At 69.0% G+C, this 17,822-nt stretch carries 16 protein-coding genes, 1 tRNA gene and 1 riboswitch; of the genes, 15 read left to right on the top strand and 2 right to left on the bottom strand.

From position 1 onward, the window contains the following. The first annotated feature begins 101 nt into the window (after positions 1–101). The 12 genes from HLA95_RS06460 to HLA95_RS06405 all read left to right on the top strand — a co-directional run bounded on the left by HLA95_RS06460 (position 102) and on the right by HLA95_RS06405 (position 14,934). Positions 102–1,694 carry a catalase gene (locus HLA95_RS06460; protein ID WP_191058703.1) on the top strand — a complete coding sequence of 531 codons (1,593 nt, stop codon included), beginning with the start codon at positions 102–104 and terminating at the stop codon, positions 1,692–1,694. Between the two features lie 156 nt (positions 1,695–1,850). Then, positions 1,851–2,621, top strand: a complete 771-nt coding sequence (locus HLA95_RS06455) for a DeoR/GlpR family DNA-binding transcription regulator (RefSeq protein WP_191058702.1) — start codon at positions 1,851–1,853, stop codon at positions 2,619–2,621. Between the two features lie 154 nt (positions 2,622–2,775). Continuing rightward, complete coding sequence (gene glpD, locus HLA95_RS06450; RefSeq protein ID WP_222182803.1) at positions 2,776–4,290, top strand: glycerol-3-phosphate dehydrogenase; 1,515 nt, start codon at positions 2,776–2,778, stop codon at positions 4,288–4,290. Beyond that, positions 4,287–5,369 carry an ABC transporter ATP-binding protein gene (locus HLA95_RS06445; RefSeq protein ID WP_191060129.1) on the top strand — a complete coding sequence of 361 codons (1,083 nt, stop codon included), beginning with the start codon at positions 4,287–4,289 and terminating at the stop codon, positions 5,367–5,369. The genes glpD and HLA95_RS06445 overlap by 4 nt, the downstream gene beginning before the upstream one ends. 4 nt (positions 5,370–5,373) lie before the next feature. Then, entirely contained in the window at positions 5,374–6,450 is a 1,077-nt protein-coding gene (locus HLA95_RS06440) for an ABC transporter ATP-binding protein (protein WP_191060130.1), read from the top strand. Positions 6,451–6,476: 26 nt separating this feature from the next. Then, entirely contained in the window at positions 6,477–7,349 is an 873-nt protein-coding gene (locus HLA95_RS06435; protein ID WP_191060131.1) for a carbohydrate ABC transporter permease, read from the top strand. After that, positions 7,346–8,143 (top strand): carbohydrate ABC transporter permease, encoded by a 798-nt coding sequence (locus tag HLA95_RS06430; protein WP_191060132.1) that lies wholly within the window; start codon positions 7,346–7,348, stop codon positions 8,141–8,143. Before HLA95_RS06435 ends, HLA95_RS06430 begins: the two co-directional genes overlap by 4 nt. Positions 8,144–8,154: 11 nt before the next feature. After that, positions 8,155–8,448 carry a DUF2160 domain-containing protein gene (locus tag HLA95_RS06425; RefSeq protein WP_222182801.1) on the top strand — a complete coding sequence of 98 codons (294 nt, stop codon included), beginning with the start codon at positions 8,155–8,157 and terminating at the stop codon, positions 8,446–8,448. Between the two features lie 84 nt (positions 8,449–8,532). Beyond that, positions 8,533–10,308, top strand: a complete 1,776-nt coding sequence (locus HLA95_RS06420; protein ID WP_191060133.1) for a carbohydrate ABC transporter substrate-binding protein — start codon at positions 8,533–8,535, stop codon at positions 10,306–10,308. 258 nt (positions 10,309–10,566) lie between these two features. Then, positions 10,567–13,707, top strand: a complete 3,141-nt coding sequence (locus tag HLA95_RS06415) for an EAL domain-containing protein (RefSeq protein WP_222182799.1) — start codon at positions 10,567–10,569, stop codon at positions 13,705–13,707. A gap of 97 nt (positions 13,708–13,804) precedes the next feature. Further along, on the top strand, positions 13,805–14,476 hold the full coding sequence (locus tag HLA95_RS06410; protein ID WP_222182796.1) for an ROK family protein: 672 nt from the start codon (positions 13,805–13,807) through the stop codon (positions 14,474–14,476). Beyond that, positions 14,473–14,934, top strand: a complete 462-nt coding sequence (locus tag HLA95_RS06405) for a hypothetical protein (protein ID WP_222182794.1) — start codon at positions 14,473–14,475, stop codon at positions 14,932–14,934. Before HLA95_RS06410 ends, HLA95_RS06405 begins: the two co-directional genes overlap by 4 nt. Positions 14,935–14,949: 15 nt before the next feature. Here HLA95_RS06405 and HLA95_RS06400 read toward each other — a convergent pair whose 3' ends face one another. Further along, positions 14,950–15,234 carry a hypothetical protein gene (locus HLA95_RS06400; RefSeq protein WP_222182792.1) on the bottom strand — a complete coding sequence of 95 codons (285 nt, stop codon included), beginning with the start codon at positions 15,232–15,234 and terminating at the stop codon, positions 14,950–14,952. A 38-nt stretch (positions 15,235–15,272) separates the two neighbouring features. Next, positions 15,273–15,469: riboswitch (cobalamin riboswitch) on the bottom strand. 72 nt (positions 15,470–15,541) lie between these two features. Here HLA95_RS06400 and HLA95_RS06395 point away from each other — a divergent pair. The 3 genes from HLA95_RS06395 to HLA95_RS06385 all read left to right on the top strand — a co-directional run bounded on the left by HLA95_RS06395 (position 15,542) and on the right by HLA95_RS06385 (position 17,242). Further along, the gene (locus tag HLA95_RS06395; RefSeq protein ID WP_255591538.1) at positions 15,542–16,516 is read left to right on the top strand and encodes an SPFH domain-containing protein; all 975 of its coding nucleotides are present in this window, start codon (positions 15,542–15,544) and stop codon (positions 16,514–16,516) included. A 12-nt stretch (positions 16,517–16,528) separates the two neighbouring features. Then, positions 16,529–16,954: an NfeD family protein gene (locus HLA95_RS06390; RefSeq protein ID WP_222182788.1), complete on the top strand. Its 426-nt coding sequence runs from the start codon at positions 16,529–16,531 to the stop codon at positions 16,952–16,954. A gap of 201 nt (positions 16,955–17,155) precedes the next feature. Beyond that, positions 17,156–17,242: transfer RNA gene (locus HLA95_RS06385), tRNA-Leu, on the top strand. Between the two features lie 53 nt (positions 17,243–17,295). On the opposite strand, the gene HLA95_RS06380 is transcribed toward HLA95_RS06385, so the two are convergent. Next, a complete protein-coding gene (locus HLA95_RS06380; RefSeq protein ID WP_191058398.1) occupies positions 17,296–17,811 on the bottom strand; it encodes a phage tail protein in 516 nt (171 codons plus the stop codon). Positions 17,812–17,822: the final 11 nt, after the last annotated feature.

Raw genomic sequence — 17,822 nt, 5'->3', positions numbered from 1 at the left:
CGGCCGGCATCCCCATATATGGGTCGGCTTTGCCTTTTGGCCGGACGGTCACGTCCTGCCGCCGCAGCCCCAGCGTCCGCGTCTTCGAGGAGATTCTATCGATGGATGATCGTAAGATTCTGACAACGCGTCAGGGTCACCCGGTCCGTGACAACCAGAGCCTGCGCACGGTCGGCGAGCGTGGCCCTGCCACCCTCGAGAACTACCAGTTCATCGAGAAGATCACCCATTTCGATCGCGAGCGTATCCCCGAGAGGGTGGTGCATGCGCGCGGTGCCGGCGCGCACGGCTGGTTCGAGGCCTATGGCAAGATCGGCGATGAGCCGGCGTCCAAGTACACCCGCGCCCGTGTGCTGAACGAGACCGGCGTGAAGACGCCGATGTTCGTGCGCTTCTCCACGGTGATCGGCGCCAAGGACAGTCCTGAGACGGCGCGCGACCCGCGCGGCTTCGCGGTCAAGTTCAAGACCGTCGAGGGCAACTGGGACCTGGTCGGCAATAACATCAAGATCTTCTTCATCCGGGACGCGGTCAAGTTTCCGGACATGATCCACGCCTTCAAGCCCGACCCGGTGACCAACCGGCAGGAGGCCTGGCGCTTCTACGACTTCGTGTCGCAGAGCCCGGAATCCCTGCACATGATCACCTGGATCAAGAGCCCCTGGGGCATTCCGGCCAACTATCGCGAGATGGAAGGCTCGGGCGTCAACACCTACAAGCTGGTGAACGACCAGGGCGTCGCGCATCTGGTCAAGTTCCACTGGGAGCCCAAGCAGGGTGTCCGCAACCTGACCAGCGCGCAGGCCGCCGAGATCCAGGCCAAGGACGTCGGGCACGCCACCAAGGACCTGTACGACGCGATCGACCGCGGCGACTACCCGGAATGGGAGTTCTGCGTGCAGATCATGCCGGACGGTCCGCATGACGAGCTGGACTTCGACCCGCTCGACGACACCAAGCTCTGGCCGAAGGACAAGTTCCCGCTGCTCCCGGTGGGCCGCATGGTGCTGGACCGCAAGCCGGACAACTTCTTCGCCGAGGCCGAGCAGTCGGCGTTTGGCACGGGCGTGCTGGTCGACGGCATCGACTTCTCCGACGACAAGATGCTGCAGGGCCGGACCCTGTCCTACTCGGACACCCAGCGCTACCGCGTAGGCCCGAACTACCTGCAGCTCCCGGTCAACGCGCCGCAGGAGCAGGCCCGCGCCCACACCAACCAGCGGGACGGCCAGATGACCTACTTCGTGGATCGCGGCGGCCAGAACCCGCACGTGAACTACGAGCCCAGCATCATGGGCGGGCTGAAGGAAGCGCCGAAGCCGCAGAAGGAATACCACCAGTACGTCGAGGGCTATCTCGGCCGCTACCAGACCACCCGCACCACCGACGACTACAAGCAGGCCGGCGAGAGCTACCGCAGCTTCCAGGACTGGGAGCGCGACGAGCTGATCTCCAACCTGGTCGCCGACATGAAGGAGTGCCCCAAGGAGATCGCGCTCCGGATGGTCTGGCACTTCTGGCACTGCGACGAGGACTATGGCCGCCGGGTCGCCGAGGGTGCGGGCATCGACCTGCAGGAAGCCCTGAAGCTGCCGCTGCTGCCGCACCACCCGGGCCCGCACAAGGCGCGGGAAAAGGAGACCTTCACCGACGGCAAGACCGTCGACCAGGTCGCGCAGCAGGCCGCGGAGTAAGCCTCTCAGGCTTACCATCCGGGTTTCCAGGAAGGCCGCCCCTCGCCGGGGCGGCCTTTTTGCTTTGGCACCGCCGGCCACGCCGCTCTGGCCCCGTCGCCGGAGGGGGCATAAACGGTCGGGGCACCTGCAACCCAGCGGAGGCCGAACCCACCCGTGTCGACCCGCGACCGCCGCGAGCGGATCCTCGAACGCGCCAGGCGCACCGGCTATGTCTCGGTGGACCAGCTCGCCGCCGACCTCCGGGTCACGCCGCAGACCATCCGCCGCGACCTGTCTGAGCTGTGCGAGCAGAACCTGCTGCAGCGCTATCATGGCGGCGCCGGACTGACTTCCTCGGTCGAGAACGTCGCCTATGCCGACCGGCAGGTCCTGAACGTCGAGGCCAAGCGGCGGATCGGCCAGCTCGTCGCCCAGGCGATCCCCAACCACGCCTCGCTGTTCATCAATATCGGCACGACCACCGAGGAGGTCGCCCGCGCCCTGCTCGACCACGCCGAGCTCAAGGTCATCACCAACAACCTGAACGTGGCGAGCCTGCTCTCTCAGAACGCCAGCTTCGAGGTGATCATCGCCGGCGGCGTGGTGCGCTCGCGCGACCGGGGCATCGTCGGCGAGGCGGCGGTCGACCTGATCCGCCAGTTCAAGGTCGATTACGGCGTGATCGGCATCAGCGGCATCGACCCGGACGGCTCGCTGCTCGACTACGACTATCGTGAGGTGCGGGTGGCCCAGGCGATCGTCGCCAACAGCCGGCGCGTCCTCCTTGCCTGCGACGCGAGCAAGTTCGGGCGCAAGGCCCTGGTCCGCATGGGCCATCTGGGCCAGGTCCAGGACCTGTTCACCGACCAGCCACCGCCGGAGCCCTGGCAGGCGGTGCTAGCGGCGGCGGACGTGCGGGTCCATGTCGCCGGCGGGACGGGCTGAAGTTCGTTTTCGCCCAGCGAGTTTTCATTTGTGAACCCGCGGCAAGCACGATACGCCAGGAAGCATCAGGGCGGCGAACAGCCGGGCACGACACGTTCTTTTTCGCGGCGGCATCGGTGACGGCCGCCCGAGGAACTGTGGGGACGCGCGGGGCATGCGGGAAGAGTTCGACCTACTCGTGGTGGGCGGCGGCATCAACGGTGCCGGCATTGCCCGTGACGCGGCAGGCCGCGGACTGTCCGTGCTGCTCTGCGAGAAGGACGATCTCGCCGCCCATACCTCGTCCTGGTCGTCCAAGCTGATCCATGGCGGGCTGCGCTATCTCGAATATTACGAGTTCCGGCTGGTGCGCGAGGCGCTGCTGGAGCGCGAGGTGCTGCTGCACGCAGCACCGATGCTGGTGCGGCCCCTGCGCTTCGTGCTGCCGCACAGCCCGGAGCAGCGCCCGGCCTGGCTGATCCGGCTGGGCCTGTTCCTCTACGACCATCTGGGCGGCCGCCAGATCCTGCCGGCCTCGGGCCGGGCACGCCTGGGCGACACGCCGGAAGGCCGCCCGCTCCAGGACTGGGTGAAGCAGGCCTTCTATTATTCGGACGCCCAGGTCGACGACAGCCGGCTGGTGGTCTTGAACGCGCTGGCGGCCCAGGACCTGGGAGCGGAGATCCTGACCGGCACGCGCTGCCGCCATGCGGCGCGCGAGGGCCGGCGCTGGGTGGCGGAGCTGGAGGACCTAGCCAGCGGGGCGGTGCGCACGGTCCGGGCGCGGGCCCTGGTCAACGCGGCCGGCCCCTGGGTCTCGGACTTCCTCCAGCACGACCTGAAGCTCGACACCAAGAGCCGGGTGCGGCTGGTCAAGGGCTCGCACATCGTGACCCGCCGCCTCCATGACGGGCCGCACGCCTATATCCTGCAGAACGACGACCGGCGCATCGTGTTCGTGATCCCGTGGCTGGGCGAGTTCAGCCTGATCGGCACGACCGACATCCCCTATGACGGCCCGCCGCAGGACGTGCGGATCTCCCCCGAGGAGACCGCCTACCTGCTCCGGGTGGTCAACCGCCACTTCAGGAAGCAGGTGGCCGAGAGCGACATCGTCTGGTCCTATGCCGGGGTGCGGCCGCTCTACGACGACGCCTCGGCCAACCCGTCCGCGGTGACCCGCGATTACACGTTCGACCTGAACGCGCCGGACGGTGCGCCTCCCCTGCTCTCGATCTTCGGCGGCAAGATCACGACCTACCGCAAGCTCGCCGAGCATGCGGTGCAGAAGCTGGCACCGCTCCTGGGCGTACACCGGCCCGACTGGACCGCGGCCATGCCCCTGCCGGGCGGCGACCTGGCCGACCCCGACTCGTTCCTGGCCGGGCTGCGCCGCCGCCACCCCTGGCTGCCCGAGCGCCTGGGGAGGCGGCTGGTCGCGGCCTATGGCACGCGGGTCGCGCGGATCCTGGGCAATGCGCAGAGCCTGGACGATCTCGGCCCCTGCTACGGCGCCGACCTGCACGAGGCGGAGGTCCACTACCTGGTCGAGCAGGAATGGGCCCGCACGGCCGAGGACATTCTGTGGCGCCGCAGCAAGCTAGGCCTCTTCCTCGAAGACGAGGAGGTGCAGCGCCTGCGGGCGCGGCTCGAAAAACCACGGGCGGCATCGGCGGTGGACGCGGCATGAGCCTCCAGCTCCAGAGCATCGCCAGAACGGTCGGCGGCAGCACCCATCTTCATCCGGTGGATGCCCTGCTCGAACCGGGGCTGCACGTGCTGCTGGGGCCGACAGGGGCCGGCAAGACCTCGCTGATGCGGCTGATGGCCGGGCTGGACGCGCCGAGCGCCGGGCGAGTCCTCCAGGACGGGCAGGACGTGACCGGCGTGCCGGTGCGCCGGCGCAGCGTCGCCTTCGTTTATCAGCAGTTCATCAACTACCCCTCGCTCAGCGTGTTCGAGAACATCGCCTCGCCCCTGCGCCTCAAGGGCGAGGAGCGCGGCGCGATCGAGCGCCGGGTGCGCGAGGTGGCGAGCCTCCTCCATATCGACCATCTGCTCGACCGGCTGCCGGCGGAGCTGTCGGGCGGCCAGCAGCAGCGCACCGCGATTGCCCGCGCCCTGGCCAAGGATGCCCGCCTGCTGCTCCTGGACGAGCCCCTGGTCAATCTCGACTACAAGCTGCGCGAGGAGCTGCGTACCGAGCTGCGCGCCCTGTTCGAGCGGCGTGGTGCGGTGGTGGTCTATTCCACCACCGAGCCGCTGGAGGCGCTGACCATGGGCGGCTCGGTGCTGGTGATGCACGAGGGCCGGGTGCTCCAGACGGGACCGACCGCCCAGGTCTATCACAATCCGGCCTCCGAGGCGGTGGCGGAGGTGTTCAGCGACCCGCCGATGAACCTGGTGAGCGTCGAGGTCAGGGGCGGTATCGCCCGCTTTCCGCAGGGGCTGGAGCTGCCGCTCACCGGCCATCTGGGTACGCTGGAGGACGGTGCCTACCGCTTCGGCATCCGCGCCCTGCACCTGTCGCTCCGGCCCAAGCCCGGCCTGCCCTCCCTGCCTGCCCGGGTGGAGCTGGCCGACATCTCCGGCTCGGAAACCTTCGTCCACGTCCATGCCGAGGCGCTGGACTGGGTGGTGCAGGAGGAAGGCGTGCACGAGCATGGGCTGGGCGAGCCAGTGACCGTCTATCTGGACCCGACCCGGCTCTATGCGTTCGGGTCGGATGGCCGGGTGCGGGCGGCACCGGTCCGTGGCCGGGGAGGCTGAGCTCATGGCCGAGATCACGCTGGCGGGCCTGGGCCACGCCTATCGCCCGGATCCCCGGCAGCCCTCCGACTTCGCGCTGCAGCCGATGGACTTCGCCTTTGCCGATGGCGGCGCCTATGCGCTGCTCGGGCCCTCGGGATGCGGCAAGACCACGCTGCTCAACATCATGAGCGGCCTGCTGCGGCCCTCCCATGGCCGGGTCCGCTTCGACGCGCAGGACGTGACGGCGAAGTCGCCGGGCGAGCGCAACATCGCCCAGGTGTTCCAGTTCCCGGTCGTCTACGACACGATGAGCGTGTTCGACAATCTGGCCTTCCCCCTGCGCAACCGCGGCATCGGTGAGCCGGAGGTGCGCAGCAAGGTCGAGGAGGTGGCGGCCATGCTGGAGCTGGGCCCGGACCTGCGCCGGCCGGCCCGGCGGCTGGGTGCCGATGCCAAGCAGAAGATCTCGCTGGGCCGCGGCCTGGTGCGGTCGGACGTGGCGGCGATCCTGTTCGACGAGCCGCTCACCGTGATCGACCCGCATCTCAAATGGCTGCTGCGGCGCAAGCTGAAGCAGGTCCACGAGCGCTACCGGCGCACGCTAGTCTATGTCACCCACGACCAGAACGAGGCGCTGACCTTCGCCGAGAAGATCGTGGTGATGCATGCCGGCCGGGTGATGCAGGTCGGCACGCCCCAGGAACTGTTCGAGCGGCCGGAGCATCGCTTCGTCGGCTGGTTCATCGGCTCGCCCGGCATGAACTTCGTGCCGCTGGAGCGCGACGGCGATGGCCTGCGCATCCCTGGCACCGACCATGTGCTGCCGGACGGGCTGGTGGGCCCGGGCCAGGGCCGGATCGAGCTGGGCATCCGCCCGGAGCATGTGCGGATCACCGGCAGCCCTGGCGCCGAGGGCGTGCCGGTCGAGGTCGAGCGGGTCGAGGATCTGGGCAACTATGCGCTGGTGACCGCCAGGCTCGGCACGGCCACGGTGATGGCCAAGCTGTCCGAGGATGCGCCGCTCATGCCGGGCCAGGCCTTCCTGCGCCTGCCGCCGGCCTGGACCAGGCTCTATCTGGACGACCGCCTGGTCCACTAGAACGGGAACGAGGGGGGAGGCTGGCCATGGACAAGATCGAGAACAACAAGGCCTGGTTCCTGGTCCTGCCGGTGTTCGTGATCGTCGCCATCTCGGCGATCATCCCGCTGATGACCGTGGTCAACTATGCCTTCCAGGACATCTTCAGCCCGCAGGACCGCTACTGGGTCGGCACCGAGTGGTTCGAGAGCGTGCTGGCCGACGACGATCTCCATGGCGCGCTGATCCGCCAGTTCGTGTTCAGCTTCGTGATCCTGCTGGTCGAGATCCCGCTGGGCATCGCGCTCGCCCTGGCCATGCCGGCGCGCGGCTGGCGGGCGTCGCTGGCACTGGTGCTGATGGCGCTGCCGCTGCTGATCCCGTGGAACGTGGTGGGCACGATCTGGCAGGTGTTCGCCCGCGCCGATATCGGCCTGGGCGGCTGGCTCGTGAACGCGCTGGGCATTCCCTACAACTACACCAACGACCCCGTCGCCGCCTGGCTCACCATCGTGGTGATGGACGTCTGGCACTGGACGCCCCTGGTCGTGCTGCTCTGCTATGCCGGCCTGCGCGCCATTCCCGACGCCTACTACCAGGCGGCCGCCATCGACGGCGCCAGCGCCTGGAAGGTGTTTCGCTATATCGAGCTGCCCAAGATGCGCGGCGTGCTGCTGATCGCGGTGCTGCTGCGCTTCATGGACAGCTTCATGATCTATACCGAGCCGTTCGTCGTCACCGGCGGCGGGCCCGGCAACGCCACGACCTTCCTCTCGATCCATCTCACCAAGATCGCGATCGGCCAGATGGATCTGGGCCCGGCCGCGGCGATCTCGATCATCTATTTCCTGATCATCCTGACGCTCAGCTTCGTGTTCTACAACGTCATGACCCGGATGGGCACGGGAGAGCGGGCATGAAGGGCAGGAGTGTCGCGCTCATCATCTATTTCGTGTTCCTGCTGCTGCCAATCTACTGGCTCGTGAACATGTCGCTCAAGACCAACCAGGAGATCCTGAGCGGTCTGACCCTGTTCCCGCGCGAGCCGACGCTGGCGAACTTCCAGACGATCCTGACCGATCCCTCCTGGTACATGGGCTATGTCAACTCGCTGATCTACGTGGTCATGAACACGGTGATCAGCCTGAGCGTGGCCCTGCCCGCGGCCTATGCCTTCTCGCGCTTCCGCTTCATCGGCGACAAGCACGTGTTCTTCTGGCTGCTGACCAACCGGATGGCGCCGCCGGCCGTGTTCCTCCTGCCGTTCTTCCAGCTCTACCAAGCGCTGGGCCTGTTCGACACGCATATCGCGGTCGCGCTGGCGCACTGCCTGTTCAACGTGCCGCTGGCGGTCTGGATCCTGGAAGGCTTCATGTCGGGCGTGCCCAAGGAGATCGACGAGACCGCCTATATCGACGGCTACTCCTTCCCCCGTTTCTTCGTGCGGATCTTCCTGCCGCTGATCAAGGCGGGCATCGGCGTCACGGCGTTCTTCTGCTTCATGTTCTCCTGGGTGGAGCTGCTGCTGGCGCGCACGCTGACCGCGACCAACGCCAAGCCGATCGCGTCCACCATGACCCGCACCGTCTCGGCCGCCGGCATGGACTGGGGCCTGCTGGCGGCGGCGGGCGTGCTCACCATCGTGCCGGGCGCGCTCGTGATCTGGTTCGTGCGCAACTACATGGCCAAGGGCTTCGCCCTGGGCCGGGTCTAGCGGAGGCGCAGATGGAGGCACTCGCGACCCTGATCCGCTCGATGGCCTGGACGATGCCGGTGGGGCTGTTCTTCGCCGGGGTGGCGCTCCTGCTCCTGGTCATGACCGGGCTGCAGTTCGCCTATCCCACGATCGAGCGCAAAGGCTTCCTGCCGATGACGACTACCCGCGGCGACCGGGTGTTCATCGGGCTGTTGGGCGCTGCCTGGATCCACCTCGCCTGGCTGGCCCTGGTGGCGTCGCCCTTGTGGTGGGCGTCGATCCTGGCAGTGTTGTGGTTCGCCCTGGTGCTGCGCTTCGGCTGACGGCACCGGGCCACGCCCGCCGGGACAGTTCCCGGACCGGCGGCGGCGATCGACGGGAACAGGGAAGAGACAGGGAGGTCTCTCATGACGAAATGGCATCTGGGCCGTCGGCGGTTCCTGAGCGGCACCGCCATGGCCGGCGCGGCGCTGGCGATGCCCGGGATCATCCGGGCGAACGCGGCCGACGCCACGATCAACAAGTGGATCGACGAGTTCCAGCCCTCGACCCTCACCCGCGACCAGCAGATCGAGGAGCTGACCTGGTTCCAGAAGGCGGCGGAGCCGTTCAAGGGCCAGTCCTTCAAGATCGTGTCGGAGACGATCGACACCCACGTCTACGAAGCGCAGACGATGGCGAAGGCGTTTTCCGAGATCACGGGCATGAACATGACCCATGATCTGATCCAGGAAGGCGACGTGATCGAGAAGCTGCAGACCCAGATGCAGTCCGATCAGAACATCTACGACGCCTACATCAACGATTCCGACCTGATCGGCACCCATTTCCGCTACCAGAAGGTCGTGCCGCTGACCGACTGGATGGCGGGCGAGGGCAAGGACGTCACGCTCCCCACCCTCGATGTCGACGACTTCATGGGCAAGTCGTTCACCACGGCACCGGACGGCAAGCTCTACCAGCTCCCCGACCAGCAGTTCGCGAACCTCTACTGGTTCCGCTACGACTGGTTCAACGACCCGCAGATGAAGGAGGAGTTCCAGAAGGTCAAAGGCTACGAGCTGGGCGTGCCGGTCAACTGGTCGGCCTATGAGGACATCGCCGACTTCTTCACCAACCATGTGAAGGAAGTGAACGGCCAGCGCATCTACGGCCATATGGACTATGGCAAGAAGGACCCGTCGCTCGGCTGGCGCTTCACCGACGCCTGGCTGTCCATGGCCGGCATGTCCGATGTCGGCATCCCCAACGGCCTGCCGGTCGATGAGTGGGGCATCCGCATGGAAGGCTGCCGCCCGGTGGGATCTTCGGTCAGCCGCGGCGGCGGCGCCAACGGCCCGGCCGCCGTCTATGCCACCCAGAAATACATCGACTGGCTGAAGGCCTATGCCCCGGCGGAAGCCCAGGGCATGACCTTCTCCGAGGCCGGCCCGGTACCCAGCCAGGGTGCCATCGCCCAGCAGATCTTCTGGTACACGGCCTTTACCGCCGCCTCGGCCAAGGAAGGCCTGCCGGTGATGAACGCCGACGGCACGCCCAAGTGGCGCATGGCGCCGTCGCCGCACGGGGCCTACTGGAAGGAGGGCATGAAGCTCGGCTACCAGGACGTAGGCAGCTGGACGCTGATGACCTCGACCCCGGTCGACCGGCGCAAGGCCGCCTGGCTGTACGCGCAGTTCTGCGTCGCCAAGACCACCTCGCTCAAGAAGACCCATGTCGGCCTGACGCCGATCCGTGACAGCGACGTCCGCCACCAGAGCTTCACCGAGCGGGCGCCCAAGCTGGGCGGCCTGATCGAGTTCTACCGCAGCCCGGCCCGGGTCGCCTGGTCGCCCACCGGCAACAACGTGCCGGATTACCCGAAGCTCGCCCAGCTCTGGTGGGCCAACGTCGCCGAGGCGGTGGGCGGCGAGAAGACCGCCCAGGAGGCCATGGACAACCTGGCCAAGCAGCAGGACGACGTGCTGCGTCGCCTGGAGCGCGCAGGCATCGGCGGCGAATGCGCGCCGAAGCTCAATCCGGAGGTGGACCCGGAGGAGTGGTACAAGAAGGCGGATGAGACCGGCGGCGAGCCCAAGCGTAAGCTGGAGAACGAGAAGCCGCAGGGTGTCACGGTCAACTACGACCTGCTCCTGCAGGCCTGGGAGGACAACAAGGTGATGCCCGACAACATCAAGGGCTGATCCCGGCGCAACCCGGAAACCGGGCGCTCGACCGAGTGCCCGGGCTTCCGGGGTCTTCCCATTTCCGCGAGATAAGACTAACGGTTTGTAATCTGGAGTTGACAAGCCGACCCGGTACTCGACCAATCTGCGGCAGCATTGGACAGTTGGGCGACGATGATCATATCCGCCGAACCAGGGCCAGATCTGTCTGCCGATTGGCAGCATGACGTATCGTCCGCCGATGCTCCGGCACGCTTCCTGACCATTGTCGAGCCGATGCCGGGTGCGCTGGACCTGGCGGAGCGCGTCCTCGCCCATCGGCCGGACCGGTCCGGCATCGCCTGGCTGCTGGTGGTGCCCCCGCCGGGGGGCACAGGCCTGCCGGGCGAGGCCGGGGCTGCCGGGCAGACCATCCTGGCGGACCGGATCACCCGCCTTGCCGATCCCGCCCGGATCGTCCGGGACGACGGCCACTGGCGACATCTGCCGCCAGGTCGGCCCCCGTCGGGATCCAGGCCCGGGCCGGCGCTGGGGCCGGGGGACCGGATCGCCCACCTCCTGCTGGGCCAGGGCAACAGCCAGGGCAGCAGCACGCTGGCTGATTCCATCCGTGCCGCCGGCGGCCTGTGCGCACGCGGCGACGGCAGCTCGGTCGAGCTGGCCGGGCCGGACGGGCTGCGCCTGAGCATGCCGACCACCAGGCTGCCGGGCTGGCTCGCCGATTTCTGGACCGCCCGGCTGGGCAGCAGCCAGGGGCTGGCCGAGCCCGCCACGGCCTGGACCGGCGAGGTGCTGGCGCGGCTGACCGCCGGCACCGCCGCCTGCCTGATCGACCCGCAGGACCGGATCCTGCCGCTCTACGGCACCCATCCCCTGCTGGTCCAGATGCCGGGCACGGAATGTCCGCTGGGCGCGCTGCCGCCGGCGATGCAGCCGCCCGTCGGCGAGACCCTCCAGGCCGCCCGGGCGAGTTCCACGCCCCAGCGGCTGCTCCATTTGCCATTCGACGCAGCGCCCGGCCTGACCTGCCTGGTCGATCTCCTGTTCGTCCCGCTGGACTCGCCCGAGCAGGGCCTGCCGCACGTCCTGGTGCTGGCAGGACCCAGCCGGCCGCTGCAGGGGCCGATCCAGGCCAGGCCGATCCCGCTGGGCCCCGCCGCGGACCGCAGCTCGGTGCTGGCCAGCCAGCTCGGCGCCTCGCGCCTGCACCTGAAGGCGGCGGTGGAGCGGCTGGAGCTCGGCAACGAGCGCCTCCAGGCGGCCTTCGACGATCTGAAGCAGGCCCATGACGAGCTGGAGGCCTATGCGTCCGACCTGAAGGCGCTGACCGAGGAACTCGTGCGGGTGGACAGCGCCCATCGCCAGAAGATCGCGGAGCTGGAGCAGCTCACCGGCGACATCACGAGCCTGCTGGATTCGATCGATGTCGGCGTGGTGTTCGTCGATCGCGACCTGCGGGTCCGGCGCTGCGCGCCGATCGCCGGGCGCATGCTGCGGCTGGACGGCCCCGCAGAGGGGCGCCCGTTCGACGCGGTGATGGCCGGCCTCGGCAGCCGCGAGCTGGGGCCCTTGATCCTGCGTACCCTGGAGAGCGGCGAGCCCGCCGAGATCGAGATCCCGTCCTGGGAAACCAGCCGCTATCTCGTCCGCGTGCTCGCCCACAAGACCGCGCGAGCCGGGATCACCGGGGCGGTCGTCACCCTGATCGACGTGACCGCCTATCGTGCGGCGGAGGCCGGGCGCGCCGCCTCGGAGGAGCGCTGGCGCCGGCTGATCGACACCGCCCCCGACGCGATCCTGATGCATGAGGACGGGATCGTGGTGCTGGCCAACCAGTCGGCGCTGCGCATCCTGGCGGCGCGCTCGGCCGACGACCTGGTCGGGCGCAGGCTCATGGAGCTGATCGCCCCCGAGGGCAGCCCGTCGCTGGCACAGCAGCTCGCGCGCGCCGAACACGAGGAGATCGTCACCGACCCGGCCGCCACGGCGATCATCACGCTGGATGGCCGCCGCGTGGAGGTGGAGATCACCACCTCGGCCCTGCGCGAGGGCGGCCGCCAGGCCTTCCAGACCGTGCTGCGCGACGTGACCGACCGGCGCCGTGCGGAAGCCGAGATCAAGCGCCTGGTCCATCATGACGGGCTGACTGGACTGCCCAACCGCACCCTGCTCCTGGACCGGCTGGAAGCGGCCATGGCCAGGGCGGCGCGCGACGGCAAGCACGGTGCCTTGATGCTGCTCGACCTCGACCAGTTCAAGGACGTGAACGACACGCTGGGCCACCCCGCGGGCGACCGGCTCCTGCAGATCGTGGCCGACCGGCTGCGCCGGACCCTGCGCAGCACCGACACGCTGGCGCGGCTGGGCGGCGACGAGTTCGCGATCGTGCAGACCGACCTGTCCAGCCGCAACGGCGCCAACGGTGCGGCGGTCCTGGCGCAGAAGGCCCTGGACGCGATCGCCCAGGCGATCGCCATCGACGACCACGACCTGTTCATCACCTCGTCCTTGGGCGTCACCCTGTTCCCGGCCGACGCGAACAGCCCCGACCAGCTCATCAAGAACGCCGACCTGGCGCTCTATCGGGCCAAGGCCGAGGGCGGCCACCGCTTCCAGTTCTTCCTGGAGCAGATGAACGCGGAAGTCCTGCAGAAGAAGTCGCTGGAGCGGGAGCTGCGCCGCGCCATCGAGCGCTCCGAACTCTCGCTGGTGTTCCAGCCGCAGTTTTCGATCGGCGGCGGGCGGCCGGTGGGGGCGGAGGCGCTGGTGCGCTGGCAGCACCCGGAGCGCGGTCCGATCCCGCCCAAGGCCTTCATCCCGGTGGCCGAATCCACCGGCCTGATCCGGCCGCTGGGGCGCTGGGTGCTGGAGGAGGCCTGCCGGGCGATCCGCCGCGGCCTGGATGCCGGCCAGGAGCTCGCCATCGGCGTCAACCTGTCGGCGGCCCAGCTCCGCCACGGCGATTTCGCGGCCAGCCTGCGCGAGCTGATCGCCGAGAGCGGCATCCCGCCCGACCTGCTCGAGATCGAGATCACCGAGAGCCTGCTGTTCGAGCCCTCCAACGACGCGATCGCCGAGATGCTGCGCCGGATCGCCCACCTGGGCGTGCGCCTCGCGGTGGACGATTTCGGCACGGGCTACAGCTCGCTCGCCTATCTCAAGCGTTTCCCGGTCGACAAGATCAAGATCGACCAGTCCTTCGTGCGCGACATCGGCCGGGACACGGACGACGACATGATCGTCACCGCCATGGTCAACCTCGCTCACAGCCTGGGCAAGCGGGTGATCGCCGAAGGCGTGGAGACCGAGCGGCAGCTCCAGTTCCTGCGCGAGCTCGGCTGCGACGAGGTGCAGGGCTATGTCCTGGCCCGGCCGATGCCCGAAGCGGCGCTGCGCAAGCTGGTCGCCCGCCATTGAGGTCTGCCCGCAACGCCGCCGCCGGGGCCTGGGCGCTGCCGCTGCCTCGGCCCTTTACGCGCCAGATGCCACCACCTACGCAGCCCCAGGCGGTCCAATGCGCGGGGGCGAGATGGCGACGCTGGTGGTGGACGTCGGCGGCAACAACGTGAAGTTGCGCTGCGAGGGCTACGACGAGCGCCGCAAGGCCCCGACCGGGCCGGACTACCGCCCGGGGCAGCTCGTGGCCGACGTGCAGCGCCTGGCCACGGGCTGGAACTACACCCGGATCTCCATCGGCTGCCCGGGCCCGGTGGCGGGCAACCGGGTGGTCCGGGACCTGGTCAATCTCGGGCCGGGCTGGATGGAGTTCGACTTCACCCAGGCCTTCGGCGTGCCGGTGCGCCTGGTCAACGACGCGGTGATGCAGGCGATCGGCTCCTATGAAGGCGGCAAGATGCTGTTCCTGGGGCTCGGCACCGGGCTCGGCAACACCATGATCGTGGACGGGACGATCATCCCGATGGAGCTGGGGCACCTGCCCTACCGCAAGGACCGCACCTATGAGGACTATGTCGGCAATCGTGGGCTGGAGAAGCGGGGGCGGGACCGCTGGGAAGCCCATGTCCACAAGGTGGTGCGGCTGTTCCAGGAGGCCCTCCTGATCGACGACGTGGTGCTGGGCGGCGGCAATGCCCGCAAGCTGAAGGAGCTGCCCGCGGGCTGCCGGATCGGCGACAACGAGAACGCGTTCATCGGTGGCTTCCGCCTGTGGGACGACCAGGCGTGAGGCGCTTTCTGCCGCTGGCCTGCCTGCTCGTCACCGCCTGCGCCGGGGCGCCGGGCACGCCGGTGGAACGGCAGGAGGGTCTGCTCGGGGAGAGTGCCGCCGAGCCGGGCCACCGGGCGGCGCGGACCCTGGAGCGGCTCAAGCGCGACCCCCAGGCCCTGCTGGATAGTTGCCTGGCACGCTACCAGGCGGCGACGCCGGGGGGACCCGAGTGGCGGCTGGCGTCGATGCCTGGCCGCATCGCGATGAGCAGCACGGCCGACCAGGCGCTGGACCAGGACGAGCGGCAGGCGAACCCGGATGGCTGGGAGGACCGTGGCGTGCTGCGCAGCGAGATCGAGCTGGCCGATGGCGACCCGATTGGCAAGCGCTGCCTCGTCTGCCGCTACGACTACGAGGACAGCCGCAGCGACCCGCTGACCCTGTTCGGCACCGACACCACCACGAGCTGCCGCTGAACGACCGGGACGGCGTCAGCGCCGCTGGCGGCGCGCATAGCCGGCGAGGCGCTCTTCCGGCCAGCGCGCCACCTCGGCCAGCTCCGCCCCGATCGAGCCCGGGACGCCCGCCCCGTCCGGCAGCATGGCGCGCGCGGCCCGCGCCGGGTCGATGCCCGGGGCCAGCGACAGCAGCCAGGCTAGCAGGATCTCGCGCGGCGGGTGGCCCTGGTCGTGCGCCAGGGCGGCGCGCAGGAGCCCGCTCGGGTCGGCCAGCTCGGCCGGCATGAGGGGCGGGGGGTCGAACGACAGGCTCGGCATGATTGACCTCCGGCCGGGGCACCCCGCCCGGCGAGTTCCGACATGGCAAACGGACGGCAGGTTTCCCGGCTCGCGGGTCGGCACCGGTCGCTCTGCCTTCCCAGGACCTAAAGGCCCCAGTGGCTTTGAGCTCGAGCGACGGCTCACCGCTTACGGTTGCGGGGGCAGCGCCGGCATCGCACCGGCTTCCCTCTCGGCCCGGGTCACCCCGGGCACCATCCAGGACGAATGGTGGGCGTTCCCCCGCGATCTGTCAAAGCCGACCTGCTAGGAAAGGACAGGCGGACGAGGGCGGCGGAGGATGGGCATGGAGTTCGGCGCGACGGTCGTGGTGCTGGTGGTGCTGGTGGTGATCATCACGCTGATCGCCATGGGGGTGCGCTCGGTGACGCAGGGCGAGGAATGGACCGTGGAGCGGTTTGGCCGCTACACCCGGACCCTGTCCCCGGGCCTCAACCTGATCGTGCCGGTGATCGACCGGGTGGGCGCCAGGCTCAGCGTGATGGAGCAGGTGCTGGACGTGCCCTCCCAGGAGGTCATCACCCGCGACAACGCGATGGTGACCGCGGACGGGGTGGTGTTCTACCAGGTCCTGAACGTGGCGCGCGCCGCCTACGAGGTGGCCGATTTGCGCAACGCCATTTTGAACCTGACCATGACCAATATCCGCACGGTGATGGGCTCGCTGGACCTGGATGCGGTGCTCAGCCAGCGCGACGTGATCAACAGCCGGCTGCTCACCGTGGTGGACGAGGCGACCCAGCCCTGGGGAGTCAAGGTCACCCGGATCGAGATCAAGGACATCCGGCCGCCGGCGGACCTGGTCAGCAGCATGGCCCGGCAGATGAAGGCCGAGCGCGAGAAGCGCGCGGTGGTGCTGGAGGCGGAAGGGTCGCGGGCGGCCGCGATCCTGCGCGCCGAGGGGATGAAGCAGGCGGCGGTGCTGGAGGCGGAAGGCCGGCGCGACGCGGCGATGCGCGATGCCGAGGCGCGCGAGCGGCTGGCCCAGGCGGAGGCCGAGGCCACCAGGATGCTGGCCGGTGCCATCGGCGAGGGCGGGATCCAGGCCGCCAACTATTTCGTCGCCCAGAAATACCTGGAAGCGCTGGGTCGCTTCGCCACCTCGCCCAACCAGAAGACCTTCATCCTGCCGATGGAAGCCAGCGCCGCACTGGGCTCGCTGACCGGGATCGCCGAGCTGGCCCAGGAGGCGCTGGGCCAGCGCACCACCCAGGCCGCGGCCGCCGCCCCCTGGGGTCCCCGGCCGGACGGGCAGGGCTGAGGAGTGCTGGCCATGGCGGCCTGGCAATGGCTGGCGATCGGCGGGGTCCTGTTGCTCCTGGAGCTGGCCACGCCCGGCTTCTTCTTCGCCTGGCTGGCGGTGGCCGCGGTGGTCACGGCCGCCGTCGCCTGGTGGGCGCCGGAACTGGTCTGGCAGGTCCAGGCCCTGGTGTTCGCCCTGGCGGCGGGCCTGGCGGTGCTCGCCTGGTTCCGCTTCCGCCCGGCACCCCCTGCCTCGCCGCTGCCGGACCTGAACCGCCGGGGTGCGGCGCTGGTGGGCACCAGGCTGGTCCTGGACCGGCCGATCCGGAACGGCAGCGGCCGGCTGCGGGTCGGCGATTCGAGCTGGCCGGCCAGCGGACCCGATCTGCCGGCCGGTGCGGCCGTGCGCGTGGTGCGGGTGGACGGCAACCGGCTCGTGGTGGTGGCCGACGATTGAGCCCGTTTCCTACCGCTGCCGGCACTGGACGCTGGTGTTCGCCCATGGCACTAGTGCGCCGGTCGCCCGTGCGGGCGTGGTGGAACTGGTAGACGCGCCGGACTCAAAATCCGGGTGTCAAGCGCCGTGAGCCCTTGGAAACGCTAGGTTTTTTCGGTAGGTGAGCAGAGCCCGGGCGCAGGTCGGGCACAGACCTCGGAAGCGGGCGTGGTGGAATTGGTAGACGCGGTGGCCTCAAAAGCCACTTCCCGAGAGGGAGTGTCGGTTCGAGTCCGACCGCCCGCACCACCCAAGCAAAAGGCCCGGACGATGCCGGGCCCCAGGATCAGGCGATCGCCGTCCTATGTCTTGATGATGTAGTTCAGCACCAGCGTGGGCTGGACGTTGTTGTGCGGCAGGCCGCCACCAGTGCTGCCGCCCTGGGCTTGCCCAATCACTGCCGTGGCGCCCGTGCCGGCTACCGGCGATCCAGCCCCAGGATTGGTGCCGGTATAGCGGCTGTCGGCGTGGGTGTGCGCCGGAATTTCCGGGACGGTCAGCGTGTGTGCCTGTTCGCCGCCATCCGCGCCCAGCACGGCTCCATTGACGCCAGAGCCTGCCGTCGTGAGCCGCCCTGCTGCCGTGCCGCCCATATTGTCCACGCCAGCGATCACCCGGCCGCGCAGATCGGGCACCTTGAACAACTGGTCGCCATCGCTGGAGCCGAAGCGGGTCAGGAGCACCGCATACAGCGCCGGGTACTGGAGCCGGCTGTACTCCTTGCCATCGCACATCAGGAACCCGGCCGGAGCCGTCGTGCCGCCGAACGGGAAGATTACCCCGTGCATCCCATCGAAGAAATCACTGATCGCTGCCACTCATCGGCCCA

Source organism: Geminicoccus harenae (genome assembly GCF_019800005.1).
Taxonomy (GTDB): domain Bacteria; phylum Pseudomonadota; class Alphaproteobacteria; order Geminicoccales; family Geminicoccaceae; genus Geminicoccus; species Geminicoccus harenae.
This window is presented reverse-complemented; position numbering and strand designations above follow the sequence as displayed.